General features: G+C 76.6%; 9 protein-coding genes. 5 read left to right on the top strand and 4 right to left on the bottom strand.

All coding sequences use genetic code 11. The annotated features are described in order from the left end of the window. The first annotated feature begins 18 nt into the window (after positions 1 to 18). The gene (locus U5M74_RS03945; protein WP_410906344.1) at positions 19 to 1152 is read left to right on the top strand and encodes a hypothetical protein; all 1134 of its coding nucleotides are present in this window, start codon (positions 19 to 21) and stop codon (positions 1150 to 1152) included. A 248-nt stretch (positions 1153 to 1400) separates the two neighbouring features. After that, the gene (locus tag U5M74_RS03940; protein ID WP_410906342.1) at positions 1401 to 3161 is read left to right on the top strand and encodes a DUF222 domain-containing protein; all 1761 of its coding nucleotides are present in this window, start codon (positions 1401 to 1403) and stop codon (positions 3159 to 3161) included. Between the two features lie 19 nt (positions 3162 to 3180). Here U5M74_RS03940 and U5M74_RS03935 read toward each other — a convergent pair whose 3' ends face one another. The 4 genes from U5M74_RS03935 to treY form a co-directional block, all read right to left on the bottom strand. Beyond that, positions 3181 to 3594: a cupredoxin domain-containing protein gene (locus U5M74_RS03935; RefSeq protein WP_410906340.1), complete on the bottom strand. Its 414-nt coding sequence runs from the start codon at positions 3592 to 3594 to the stop codon at positions 3181 to 3183. A 220-nt stretch (positions 3595 to 3814) separates the two neighbouring features. Then, positions 3815 to 4972, bottom strand: coding sequence for a ThuA domain-containing protein (locus tag U5M74_RS03930; RefSeq protein WP_410906338.1), 1158 nt, complete (start codon positions 4970 to 4972; stop codon positions 3815 to 3817). A 95-nt stretch (positions 4973 to 5067) separates the two neighbouring features. After that, positions 5068 to 6888 (bottom strand): malto-oligosyltrehalose trehalohydrolase, encoded by a 1821-nt coding sequence (gene treZ / locus U5M74_RS03925; protein WP_410906336.1) that lies wholly within the window; start codon positions 6886 to 6888, stop codon positions 5068 to 5070. Beyond that, the gene (gene treY / locus U5M74_RS03920) at positions 6885 to 9428 is read right to left on the bottom strand and encodes a malto-oligosyltrehalose synthase (RefSeq protein ID WP_410906334.1); all 2544 of its coding nucleotides are present in this window, start codon (positions 9426 to 9428) and stop codon (positions 6885 to 6887) included. The genes treZ and treY overlap by 4 nt, the downstream gene beginning before the upstream one ends. Before the next feature lie 94 nt (positions 9429 to 9522). On the opposite strand from treY, the gene U5M74_RS03915 reads away from it, so the two are divergent. From U5M74_RS03915 to pntB, 3 genes are all read left to right on the top strand, one after another. Further along, positions 9523 to 10035: a GNAT family N-acetyltransferase gene (locus tag U5M74_RS03915; protein ID WP_410906332.1), complete on the top strand. Its 513-nt coding sequence runs from the start codon at positions 9523 to 9525 to the stop codon at positions 10033 to 10035. A 285-nt stretch (positions 10036 to 10320) separates the two neighbouring features. Next, positions 10321 to 11895 carry a Re/Si-specific NAD(P)(+) transhydrogenase subunit alpha gene (locus U5M74_RS03910; RefSeq protein ID WP_410906330.1) on the top strand — a complete coding sequence of 525 codons (1575 nt, stop codon included), beginning with the start codon at positions 10321 to 10323 and terminating at the stop codon, positions 11893 to 11895. A gap of 1 nt (position 11896) precedes the next feature. After that, a complete protein-coding gene (gene pntB / locus U5M74_RS03905) occupies positions 11897 to 13333 on the top strand; it encodes a Re/Si-specific NAD(P)(+) transhydrogenase subunit beta (protein ID WP_410906328.1) in 1437 nt (478 codons plus the stop codon). Positions 13334 to 13357: the final 24 nt, after the last annotated feature.

Raw genomic sequence — 13357 nt, 5'->3', positions numbered from 1 at the left:
GGCCGCTAGCGTGACGGCATGGACGCCGGTGCGCCCCTCGGTCCCGTGGTGCCCCTCGACCCCGCAGCGCTGCTCGCCGGGCCGCGCGGCCGCCGCCTGTGCCTCGCGCTCGCCCAGGCCGCCGTCCCGGAGGAGGACGGGGCGGGCACGCTGCGCGAGGCGGTGATGTGGGCCGCGTACTCCCTGGACCCCGGGCGGGGCCGGTCGGTCCGGGTCCTCACGACCGACGGGCGCAACCCCCGGGACGACGAGCTGCCCCGCCCGTCGGTGGCCGAGGTCGCCGCGCTGCTCGCCGGCGTGCCGGCCGGGACGCCGAGCCCGTCGACCTTGCACGAGGCGCTCGGGGCGGCGGTCGACACGGCCCGGTACTGGCAGGAGCCCGACGGGGAGGACGTGCTGGCCGCGACCCCCGAGGTCGTCGGAGCGCTGCGGCCCACGGCGGCGAGCGTCGTCGCCGCGCCGGGGGCGGCGTGGTGGACGGCGCCCCTGGAGCCCGGGACGCAGCGGACGGTGGCGTTCGAGGACCCCGTCGACGTCGCCGCCGTGCGCGTGCGGCGTCCCGCCCCGCAGGTCCTGGCCCGCTGGGCCGCCGACACGATCGCGGACGAGGAGCGTGCGCTCGCCGAGCGCCCGGCCGACCCGCGCGCGCCGTGGAGCGGTCACTGGTGGTCCGCCCCGCCCCACGACCTGCTGCGCACCACCCGCGAGCTCGGGGACCGCGGCGCGGCGGGCCTGTGGTTCGTCGAGGACTCGTTCGGCCCGGAGCGCGCCGAGGTCACGGCGGTGGCGGTGGACCCCGGCGCCCGCGTGCTCGAGCTCGACGGCCCGGCGGCGTGGGCCGACCTGTGCCGGCGTCACCCGCTCGAGGTCACGGCGTCGCGCCGGCACGACTGGTTCCGCGCCACCGGCCGCGACGACCTGCGCTGGGTGCTGCCCGACTGGCGGGCCGTCGCGGCGGAGGCCGACGCGGTGCACCTCACGGTCGCGGGCTACCTCACCACCGCGGGGCGCGCCGTCGAGGTGGACGACGGCGTCGCGTCGGTGCTGGCCGGCTGGGACCCGGACGCGACGTACTGGCTGACGGCCTCCGCCCGGCCGGTCGGGCCGGCACGGGCGTGGACGGACGACGACGGCGGGTGGCGCCCCGCCTGAGCGTCCTCTCACGGCGGCGCGCAGGCGTGAGAGGAAGTCGCGCCGCGACCGTAACGACGGCGAGCACGGGCGGAAACCCCGCGGCGAGAGGCTCGGGCCACGGGGCGCCACGGCGGCGCCGACCGCCGAGCCGACTCTCGCGACCCGGCCGCCTCGCCGATCATCGTAGGCGCCGTGTCGGTGGCTCGTACTAGTGTTCGAAGTGGCCGCAGGGGAGCGGCCGCGACACAGACGCAGGGGGTGCGGGCGTGACGGTGCTGGCGGGGGAGTCGACTGCGGCGCGGGCCGCCGCCCTGGCGTGGGCGCCGCTGGCCGACGACGGGACCCTCGCGTCCCGGCTGGCCGCGATCGGCGTACCGGACGTGGCGGCGGCGATGCTGGGCCGCGACCTGACCGACCCGCACACGGTGGTGGCGCCGGCGGTCGCGGAGCAGTCGACGGACGCGCGAGGCCTGATCGCGGCGCTGGTGGACGTGCGCGGTGCCGTCGCCGCGGACGAGCTGGCCGCCACGGTGGACGCGCTCGCGGCCGTGCAGGCTCTGGTCAACCGCGCCCAGGCGGTGGCCGCGCTCCTGCTCGAGCGTGCCCGTCGCCAGGCGATGCGGGCACCCGACCTCCTCGTGGACGGCGCCGACCCGCACGCGGCGCTGGCCTCGGCACCGCGGCGGCGCGAGCTGGCTCACCGGGCCGTCGTCGCGGACGTGGCCGTGGCGGTGTGCGCGAGCGAGGACCAGGTGGCCGACTGGGCCGACCGCGCGCAGGCACTGGTGGCCAAGGCGCCGCGCACCCTCGGTGCCGCTGTGACCGGCGCGGTGCCGTGGGCGAACGCGCGGGTCGTGGCCCGCGCGGTGGCGGACCTGTCGGCGGAGGCGGCCGACGAGGTGGACCGCGCGCTGGCCGGACCGGCCACCGCGACCAACGGCCGACGGCTGCGCGCGAGGGCACGCCGGGTGCGGGAGCAGGTGCACCCCACGCCGGTGGCGGTGCGGCACGAGGAGGCCACGGCGAAGCGGTACGTCGCGCTCGACCCGGGCGCCGACGGGATGGCGCACCTGCACGCCTACCTGCCCGCTCCCGCGGCGCACGCGGTGTTCGACCGACTGACCCGGACCGGGCGCGCGGCGCGCGCCGACGGCGACGGGCGGACCCTGGCGCAGCTGCGTGCCGACGCCCTCGTCGACCTGAGCCTCGACGACGGCACGCTCGACCTGGCCGCGGCACACGAGGGCACGCTCGATCCGGCCGCGGCACACGAGGGCACCCTCGATCCGGCCGCCGCGCACGAGGGCACGCCTGACCCGACCACGGCGCACGGCGACGCACCCGGACGGCCACCGGTCGGCACAGGGTCCCTCGGGCCGGGAGGCGCGCCGGCCGAGCGCCCCGAGCATCCGCCCCACGGGCCGCCTGACCACCGGTTCCACCTGGCCCGGCTGGCCCGCTCGATCCGTCCGCACGTCACCGTGACGGTGCCGGCGCTGACCCTGCTGGGTCGCGCCGAGGAGCCCGGGCTGCTGGACGGGGTCACGCCGATCGGCCCGGACGCGGCACGAGAGCTCGCCGGCCTCGCTGGGTCGTTCACCCGGCTGCTGACCGACCCCGAGCGCGGGGTGCCGCTGTCGGTGGGGCGGCGCGCCTACACGCCGCCGGCCGGGCTGCAGCGATGGGTCGCGCTGCGCGACGCCACCTGCCGGTTCCCCGGCTGCACCCGCCCCGCACACACCGCCGAGGCGGACCACACCGTCGCCTGGGCCGACGGCGGGCACACGGCCGCGGGCAACCTCGCGACCCTGTGCCGCCACCACCACCAGCTCAAGCACCAGACCCGGTGGCAGGTGCGCCAGACGACTGCCGGCACGCTGGAGTGGACGAGCCCGACCGGGCGACGCACCCGCACGCGCCCCGAGCCGCCGCCGGCGACCGTGCACACCCCGGACCAGGACCTGACCCGCCTGCCCGGCCGGCCGCCCGACGACATCGCGGGATGGCCCGGCGAGCCGCCCTTCTGAGCGCGTCCCCGGTGAGCTGTTACCGGACCGTCAGGGTCGCCGTCATGTTCGGGTGCGGGGTGCAGTGGAACGGGTAGTCCCCGCCGGAGGCGGGAGCCGTCATCTCCACCTCTTCCCCGGGGCCCACGGCGACGTCGAAGACGCCCGGCTCGTCCGACGTCACGGTGTGCGCGACCGGGTCCTCGTTGCGGACCGTCACGGTGCCGCCGGCGGTCACGCTCGTGGGGACGTCGTACGCGAAGTCGCTGATGACGATGACGGTCTCCTCGGCGCCGGGGCTGCTCGGGCTGCTCGGCTGCCCGGTGTCCGTCCCGCCCGTCTGCCCGGTGGGCGTCGCCCCGGGCTCGTCCGTCTCGGGCGACGGCGTGTCGCCCGAGCCGCCGCACGCCGCGAGCACGGCCGAGAGGAGGACCGCGAGTGCGCCGGCGGCCACGCGCCGTCGAACGGTCGAGCGAGGGGAGCGGGTGCTGTCCGACATGGTGCCGCCTCCGGCCGCAGGGAGAGCCGGCCCCATCGTCGCGCGCCCGGCGCCACGGCGTCGAGAGCGCGTCAGGACCGCGTCCAGACCGCGTCCAGACCGTGTCCGGGCGTGGCAGCCACGGCGGAGGCCGGCCGCGTGGTGGCGCGACCGGCCTCCGGTGGCGCGGCGCCGGTCAGAGACCGGCGTCGAGCACGCCCTGCTGCCACTCCCGCAGGTCGGCGATCTTGCTCACCAGCAGGTCGGTGTCGTCGCTGCGGAGGGTGGTGGCGAGCTTCTCCGCGGCCCGCAGCTGCCCGAGCGCCTTGTCCCGGTCGCCGGCCTCGACGGCCGCCTCGGCGGCGTCGAGACGGTCGGCCACCCGCGCGAGCACGGTCTGCTGGCCCTTGCCCTGGACCTGGGCGTCCTCGACGAGGGCGTCGACCTCGCGCCACGTGACGCAGTCGCCGCCGCCGCTCGTGCGGCCGGCGGTCCACTCGATGCCGCCGAGGACGTGCGTGAGGAAGGTCGCGTCCTCCCACGCGGCCTCGACGTGGCCGGCGCCCTGGTACCAGGAACGTCCGCCCTCGAAGTTCTGGCACCAGGCGATCGGGTGGTCGTCGCCCATGCTCCCGCCGCTGTAGGTCGACTCGTCGAGCGTCATGAGCACGTGGACGTCGCCGCGCGGGTTGAGCGTGTAGTTGTACCACTCGTCCCAGCGCGTCCACTCGAGCGGGACGCCCTCCATCGACGGGTGCGCCGGGCTCTCGACGCGCATCGTCGCGGTCTGCTGCTGGGGGTGGTTGGCGAACCGCGCCCCGCCACCCACGAGCCGGGTGTACCAGTCGGCCGTGTGCAGCGTGTCGGTCGCGGCGTGCAGCCCGACGAACCCGCCACCGGACCGGATGTAGCCCTGGAACGCCGCCAGCTCGGCATCGTCGAGCAGGCGGGGCACGGCAGGGTTCAGGCTGTTGGTGTTGTCCACGGGCGAGACGAAGACGATCGTGGCGTACTGCGCCAGGTCCTCGCTGCTCGTGAACGGCGTCGACGCCAGGGTCAGGTCGGGCTGGCCGGGGGAGCCGGGGCCCCACCAGCCGGAGCTGGTGTTCGCCGGGTCCCACACGTCGACCGTGAAGCCGTGCTCGGCGCCCAGGTCGATCAGCGCGTGAGTGGTCTCGTCGATGTGCGAGTGCCGGAAGCCGAGCGTCTCGCCGACGACGAGGACGCGGTAGTCGTCCTCGTCGCCGGCGGAGGCCGGCGCGGCGCCCACGGCCGTGGCGGCCAGGGTGGTGGCGGCAGCGGTGGCCGCGAGGGCGGCCGCGCGGCGGGGCAGGGTGTGCTTCAGGTGGGCCATGTCGCTCCTTTGCGAGGTGGCGCTTTTTGTCAGCCCGTTCAACTTATGCGGGCCGGTGCACCCGGTCAACGGTCCGGGACGCCCCTCCCGGGCGCTCAGGCCCGCAGCACCACCACGCCCGGCCCGCGCAGCGTCACCGCGCCGTCACCGTCCTCGACGGCGTCCGGGTCCCAGGCGAGCACCACGTCGCCCGCCCCGGCGCGCGGCACGCGGGCGCCGTCGTCGGCCCACACGGCCACGACGTCGAGGTCGCCGCGCGACATCACGAGCCACCCGTCGCCGGTGCGCACCTCGGTCCGCGTGCGGTCGCCGGAGGCGATCTGCGGCTCGGTGTGCCGCAGCCGGACCAGGTCGGTGTACCAGCCCAGCAGCCGGGAGTGCGGGCCGTCGGGGCCGTCGTCGGGCTCGGACCAGTCCAGCCGGGACGCCTCGAACGTCGAGCGCGCCTGGGGGTCGGGCACCTCCACGTCGTGCCCGTACAGCTCGGCCCAGCCGTGCGTGCCGAACTCCTCGGCCCGGCCCTTGCGGACGGCCTCGCCGAGCTCCGGCTCCTGGTGGTCGGTGAAGTACTGGAACGGGGTGGTGGCGCCCCACTCCTGGCCCATGAACAGCATCGGGGTGCCGGGCCCGAGCAGCACGACGGCGGCCGAGACGGCCTGCCGCGCGGGGTCGAGCACGCGCGAGGGCCGGTCGCCGAGCGCCCGGTTGCCCACCTGGTCGTGGTCCTGGTCGAAGACGACGAACCGGCGCCCGTCGACCTCGTCCGGCACCGGCGCGCCCCACTCGGTGCCGCGGAACGTGGACATCTCGCCGTCGTGCACGAACGCGTGCCGCAGCGCCTTGGCCAGCGTCTCCGGCGCCCCGAAGTCGACGTAGTAGCCCTGCCGCTCCCCGGTGAGCAGCGCGTGCAGGGCGTGGTGGAAGTCGTCGGCCCACTGCGCCGTCATGCCGCGCCCGGGCCGCCCCTCGAGGTCGCGCCCGGTGGGGGTGACCATCGCCGCGTCGTTGAGGTCCGACTCGGCGATCAGCGACAGCGGCCGGCCGACCTGCGCGGACAGCTCGGCGACGGCGTCGGACAGCTCGGCCAGCAGGTGCCGCGGCGAGTCGTCGACGAGCGCGTGCACGGCGTCGAGCCGCAGCGCGTCGACGTGGAAGTCCCGCAGCCACCGCAGCGCGTTCTCGACGACGAAGGCGCGCACCTCGGCCGCGTCGTCGCCGTCGAGGTTCACCGCGGCGCCCCACGGCGTGTGGTGCCGCTCGGTGAAGTACGGGCCGAACTCGCCGAGGTAGTTGCCCGACGGGCCCAGGTGGTTGTAGACGACGTCGAGGCACACGGCCAGCCCGCGCGCGTGCGCCGCGTCCACGAACCGCTGCAGCGCCTCGGGCCCGCCGTAGGCCTCGTGCACCGCCCACAGCGCCACCCCGTCGTACCCCCACCCGCGCTCGCCCGGGAACGCGGCCACCGGCATGAGCTCGACCATGTCCACGCCGAGCCGCACCAGGTGGTCGAGCCGCCCGACGGCGGCGTCGAGCGTGCCCTCGGGCGTGAAGGTGCCGACGTGCAGCTCGTAGACGACGGCGCCGAGCACGTCGCGCCCGGCCCAGCTCCCGTCGGTCCAGCCGAAAGCCGCCGCGTCGTACGTGCGCGACGGGCCGTGGACGCCGTCGGGCTGCCACGGGCTGCGCGGGTCGGGGATGCCGGGGCCGCCGTCGAGCGAGAACAGGTAGTCGGTCCCGGGCGCCAGCGGCGCGGCAGAGCGCCACCAGCCGCCCGCCTCGCCGACCATCGGCGTGCGCGCCTCCTGGGCGCCGGCCGGCGTCGTCTCGACGAGCTCCACCGCCGCGGCGCGCGGCGCCCAGACCCGCACCGGCGCCGGGGTCCCGGCGGTCGCCGGGGTCTCAGCAGTGGCGGTCATCGGTTCTCCTCCTCGTCAGCAGCTCCCTCGACGTCGCCCGCGGCGGCGCGCTCGAGCAGCGCCACGGGCCAGGGGCCCAGCAGGTCGCCCAGCCGCACCGCGCCGCCGGGGTGGTCGGCGCCGGTGAGCACCGACCGCCAGGTCGCGCCGCCGGGCAGGTCCGGCAGCACCACCGACGCGTCCGGCAGGTCGCGGGCGGCGGGCGCCTCGGTGCCCAGCCGCGTCGCCACGGTCACGGCGCGCGGCCCCTCGCCGTCCCCGCGCACGAACGCGACGGCGTGCCCGGTCGTCGTCGGCAGCGGCTCGTAGCTCGCGTCCGGGCCGACGAACGCCGCGGGGTGGCGCCGGCGCAGGCGCAGCGCGGCGGCGGTCAGCGCGAGCTTCTCCTCGGCCAGGTCGGCCGGCGCGTGGCCGCCGTCGAGGCGGGCGAGCAGCGCGGCGAGGCGGTCGAAGTCCACGGGGCGCCGGTTGTCCGGGTCCACGAGCGACGTGCCCGTGACCTCGCTGCCCTGGTAGACGTCGGCCACGCCGGGCACGGTGAGCTGCAGCGCCTTGGTCGCCAGCACGCTGCGGCGCGCCGTCGGCGTCGTGCGCTCCACCCACGCGGTGAACGCCTCGACGACGGCGGGGTGTTCGAGCAGCGCGGTCGCGTAGGCGGTCATCGCCTCCTCGCGCGCGGTGTCGGGCGCGGTCCAGGTGGTCCAGGACTTCTGTTCGCGCGCCGCCTTGAGCAGGTAGTCGGTGAGCCGGTCGGCCTCGATGGGCCCGGCCGCCGTCCAGGTGCCGGCCAGCGTCTGCCACAGCCGGTTCTCGGCGGCGCCGTCGAGGTCGGCCGGGCGCAGGTCCGCGGTCGCCTCGCGCAGCCGGAGGACCAGCGCGGCCCAGTCGTGCGCGGCCGTGCTGAGCACCCCGATGCGGGCGCGCACGTCCTCGCTGCGCTTGGTGTCGTGCGTCGTGCCGGCGGTCATCGTCGCCGGCCAGACGGACTCGGTGCGGCGGGCGAAGGCGTGCAGCTCGTCCGGGTCGATGCCCACCCGGGCGGGGTCGCCGCCGACCTCCGTGAGGCTGGTCAGCTGCGTCCAGCGGTAGAACGCCGTGTCCTCCACGCCCTTGGCCATCACCGCGCCGCACACCTGCTGGAAGCGCACCACGAGCTCGGCGCGGCGGTCCTCGCCGCGGCGGCCGGCGCTGCCGACCTCCCGGTCCAGCAGCAGGTCCACGACCAGGTCGAGCGTGTCGTGCCGGTCGGGCTGCAGCTGCTCGCGGGCGACGTCGGCGGCCTCGCGCAGCACCTTCTCCTGCGCCGGCGGCACGGGCTCGCCCGGCACCACGTAGGCCCGGTAGCGGGGCAGGGCGACGACGAGCTCGACGACGCAGTCGCGCAGCGCGCGGAACGTGTGGTCGCGCAGGCGCACGTCCTGCGCGCAGATCTCGGCCAGCAGGGTGGTGACGCGGTCCACCTCCGCGTACAGCGACGTGGCCACCACCTGGCGCTTGGCGGCCTCGACCACCTCGGGCAGGGTCGTCGTCTCGCCGGTGAGCTCCGTCTGCAGCCGCGTGAGGTCGGCCGCGCCGGCGGGGTCCACCTGCAGCGCGTGCAGCCGCCACGCGACGTCGTACCCCGTCGTTCCGGCCACCGGCCAGTCGTGCGGCAGGTCCTCGTCGGCCTCGAGGATCTTCTCGGCGACGATCCACGCGCCGTCGGTCGCCTCGTGCAGGCGCTTGAGGTAGCCGCGCGGGTCGGCCAGCCCGTCCGGGTGGTCGATCCGGAAGCCGTCGACCACCCCGTCGCGGTACAGCTCCAGCAGCAGCGCGTGCGTGGCGTCGAAGACCTCCGGGTCCTCGACGCGGATCGCGGCGAGCGTGCCGACGTCGAAGAACCGCCGGTAGTTGAGCTCCTCGTCCGCCACCCGCCAGTAGGCGAGCCGGTAGTGCTGCCGGCCCACCAGCTCGGCCAGCGGCAGGTGCTCGGTCTCCGGGCGCACCGGGAAGGCGTGGTCGTAGTAGCGCAGCACGGGCTGCTCGCCCTCGTCCTCGTGGCCGGGCACGACCATCCGCTCCACGGTGAGCTCGCCGGACGCGAGCACGTCGCCGATGCGCGAGCCGAGCACCGGCATGAGCAGCGCCTCGCCGCCGTCGACCTCCACGTCGAACCAGCCGGCGTACGGCGAGTCCGGGCCGTGCCGCAGCACCGACCACAGCGCGCGGTTGTGCCACGCGGGCGTGGGCACCGCCATGTGGTTGGGCACGACGTCGACGACCACGCCCATGCCGCGCTCGTGGGCCGCAGCGGCGAGCCGCTCGAGGCCCTCGCGCCCGCCCATGACGTCGCTGATGCGCGCGTGGTCCACGACGTCGTACCCGTGCGTGGAGCCGGGCGCCGCCTGCAGCACCGGCGACAGGTACAGGTCGGTGACGCCGAGCGCGTCGAGGTAGGGCAGCGCGTCGCGCGCGGCGTCGAACGACAGGTCGGGGCCGAGCTGGAGCCGGTAGGTGCTGACGGGGGTTCGCCGGCCGGGCCGTGGCAGGTGGGGATGCACGGCCACACCGTGCCACGAGGCGCGGGACCACGCACCGGGATGGCACGTCCGGCGGTGGTGCGGTCGTCGGTACGGCCGTCCCTAGGATCGGGGCGTGAACCCCTTCACCCTTCCCGGCGGCGCCGTGCTGCGCCCCGCCGCCCCCGGCGACGAGCCCGGCATCCTCGCGTGCATCCACGCCCTGGCCGAGTACGAGCGCGAGCCCGACGCCGTCGCGACGACGCCCGAGGACCTCACCCGCGCCCTGTTCGGCCCGCACCCGGCCGCCTTCGCCCATGTCGTCGAGCGCGACGGCGAGATCGCCGGCATCGCGGTGTGGTTCCTGTCCTTCTCCACCTGGACCGGCACCCACGGCATCTGGCTCGAGGACCTCTTCGTCCACCCCGAGCACCGCGGGCACGGCTACGGCGTCGCGCTGCTGCGCGCGCTGGCCCGGGTCTGCGTCGAGCGCGGCTACCGGCGCCTGGAGTGGACGGTGCTCGACTGGAACGAGCCCTCCATCCGGCTCTACCAGGCCGTCGGCGGGCGGCCCCAGGACGACTGGACCACGTACCGGCTCGCCGGCGACGCGCTCGAGGACCTGGCCGCCGGTCGGCGAAAGGAGTGAAGATCGCCCGCGTGCTCCGGGAAAACGTGTGCCACACTCCTGATCAGCGACCCGTCGCCCCGAGCACGCGGCAGTCCGCCTGCCGCTGACCCGGGAGGCGGGGCGCGCTGCCGGACCTCCCGCGCAGGGGGCTGGACGTCCGGCCGCGCCGCCCCCGCACGGTCGTCAGCGGAGAGGCCGCCGCCGGCGGCCTCTCCTGCTTCCACCACCAGTGGTGCCGCCACCTGCCCGTGCCGGCGGCGCCCGATCCCGATAGGTTGCGCTCGACCGGCCCGGGAGGTCCGCATGCGCATCGGCGTACCGCGGGAGCACCACGCGGGGGAGCGGCTCGTGGCCGCCACGCCCGCCACCGTCCCGCGGCTGCGGCGCCTGGGGTACGACGTCGTCGTCGAGGCCGGCGCCGGCAGCGAGGCCACGTTCCCGGACGCCGCGTACGCCGAGGCGGGCGCCGCCCTCGGCACGACGGCGGAGGTCTGGGGCGCCGACGTCGTCACCGCGGTCCGCGCGCCCGACGCCGACCGGCTGGCGCTGCTGCGGCCCGGCGCGGTGCTCGTCGCCCAGCTCGCCCCGGCCGCCCACCCCGACCGGCTCGCGGCGCTCGCGGCCCGCGGGGTCACGGCCCTGGCGCTGGACGCCGTGCCGCGCGTGTCCCGCGCGCAGGCGATCGACACGCTCTCCACGATGTCGAACGTGGCCGGGTACCGCGCCGTCATCGAGGCCGCCGCGGAGTACCAGGGCATGTTCGCCGGCCAGGTCACCGCGGCCGGCAAGACCCCGCCCGCGGCGGTGTTCGTCATCGGCGGCGGCGTCGCCGGGCTCGCCGCGACCGGCACCGCGGTCAGCCTCGGCGCCGCGGTCCGCGCCTTCGACGTGCGCCCCGAGGCGGCCGAGCAGGTGGAGTCGCTCGGCGCCACGTTCGTGCGGGCCGAGGAGGCGCAGCAGGAGGTCAGCGCCGACGGGTACGCCCGCCCGCTGACGCCCGCCCAGGAGGAGGCCGCGCTGCGGCTGTACGCGCAGGAGTGCGCCCGGGCGGACGTCGTCATCACCACGGCCCTGGTCCGCGGCCGCGCCCCGCGCACGATCACCGCCGAGACGGTCGCGGCGATGCGGCCCGGCTCGGTCATCGTCGACCTCGGGGCGCCGGGCGGCGGCAACGCCGAGGTCACCGTGCCGGGCCGGCGCGTCGTCACCGACAACGGCGTCGTCGTGCTCGGCTGGACGGACCTGCCCGGCCGCATGCCCGCGCACACCTCGCAGCTGTACGGCACCAACGTGGTCCACCTGCTCGAGCTGCTCACCCCCGGCAAGGACGGCCGGCCCGTGCTCGACCTCGACGACCCGGTGCAGCGCGGGATGACGGTGACGCTCGGCAAGGACGGGGATGCGGGGCAGGTGCTCTGGCCGCCCCCGCCCGTGGCGGTCTCGGCGGCGCCCCCGGTGCCGGTGGCGACGCCGGCGGCCCCGCCGGGAGCCCCGCCCGCTCCCGCCGACGCCGCGGCGCGCGGGCGGCTGCGGCGGTGGCGCCGCACGGTGGGCGCGGCGCTGGCGGCGGTGCTGGTCGTGCTGGCCCTGACGCTCGGGCCGCCGGCGTTCCTCGGGCACTTCACGGTGTTCGCGCTGGCCGTCGTCGTGGGGTTCTACGTCATCTCCGACGTCAGCCACTCCCTGCACACCCCGCTGATGGCCCAGACCAACGCCATCTCGGGGATCATCCTGGTCGGCGCGCTGCTGCAGCTCGGCGTGGACGACCCCGTGGTCACCGCCCTCGCGTTCGTCGCGGCCACCGTGGCGAGCGTCAACATCGTCGGCGGGTTCGGCGTCAGCCGCCGCATGATCGCCATGTTCCGGAAGGACGCCTGAGGTGGCGCCGGGCACGGACGCCGGGACGGCCACCGCGTTCGCGCAGGCCGTGTACGTCGTCGCCGCCCTGCTGTTCGTGCTGTCCCTCGCCGGGCTCGCGCGGCCGACGACGGCCCGGCGCGGCGTGACGCTCGGCATCGTCGGCATGGCGCTGGCGCTGGGCGCGACGGTGCTGCTGGCGGCAGAGCGGTCCGAGCGGCCGGTCGGCGTGACGCTCGGCCTGGCCCTGGCCGCGCTCGTGCTCGGCGGCGCCGTCGGGGCGTGGCGCGCCCGGCGGGTCGCGATGACGGAGCTGCCCCAGCTCATCGCGATCCTGCACTCGTCCGTCGGCCTCGCGGCGGTCGCGGTCGGCTACAACTCCCTGCTCACGGGCGGCCTCGCGGGCGGCCCGGACGACGAGGCGGTGCACCGCGTCGAGGTCTTCCTGGGCGTCCTCGTCGGCGCGGTGACCCTCACCGGCTCCGTGGTCGCCTACCTCAAGCTGGCCGCGCGCATGTCGTCCGCGCCGCTGGTGCTGCCGCGGCGCAACGCGCTGAACCTGGCCGCGGTGGCGGTGGCGCTCGGGCTGCTGCCGTGGTTCCTCGCCGCCGACGGCCCCGCGGCCCTCGTGCCCCTGCTGCTCATGACGGTGGTGGCGCTGGCGCTCGGCGCGCACCTCGTGGCGGCGATCGGCGGCGGGGACATGCCCGTCGTCGTCTCGATGCTCAACTCCTACTCGGGGTGGGCCGCCGCCGCCGCGGGCTTCATGCTCGGCAACGACCTGCTCATCGTCACCGGCGCGCTGGTCGGCGCCTCCGGCGCGATCCTCAGCTACCTCATGTGCCGGGCGATGAACCGCTCGTTCGTCTCCGTCGTGCTGGGCGGGTTCGGCGCCCCCACGGGCGGACCCGGCGCCGGGCCCGCCGCCGGGGCGGGGGAGCACCGCGAGGTGCAGGTCGAGGACGTCGCCCGGATGCTGCGCGGCGCGCGCAGCGTCGTGGTCACGCCCGGGTACGGCATGGCCGTGGCGCAGGCGCAGTACCCGGTGGCCGAGCTGGTGGCCCGCCTGCGCGCCCGCGGCGTCGCGGTGCGCTTCGGCGTGCACCCGGTGGCCGGGCGCCTGCCGGGGCACATGAACGTGCTGCTCGCCGAGGCCAAGGTGCCGTACGACATCGTGCTGGAGATGGACGAGATCAACGACGACCTCGCGGGCACCGACGTCGTCCTGGTCATCGGCGCCAACGACACGGTCAACCCCGCCGCCATGGAGGACCCGCGCAGCCCCATCGCGGGCATGCCCGTGCTGCGGGTGTGGGAGGCGGGGCAGGTCGTAATCTTCAAGCGCTCGATGGCCGCCGGCTACGCGGGCGTGCCCAACCCGCTGTTCGCCCGGGAGAACGCCGCGATGCTCTTCGGTGACGCCAAGGAGCAGGTGGAGAAGATCGTCCAGGCGCTCTGATCCTCGGGCGCTCTGATCCTCGGG

Origin of the sequence: Puerhibacterium sp. TATVAM-FAB25 (assembly GCF_046535855.1) — a bacterium.
Classification (GTDB): domain Bacteria; phylum Actinomycetota; class Actinomycetes; order Actinomycetales; family Cellulomonadaceae; genus Puerhibacterium; species Puerhibacterium variabilis_A.
This window is presented reverse-complemented; position numbering and strand designations above follow the sequence as displayed.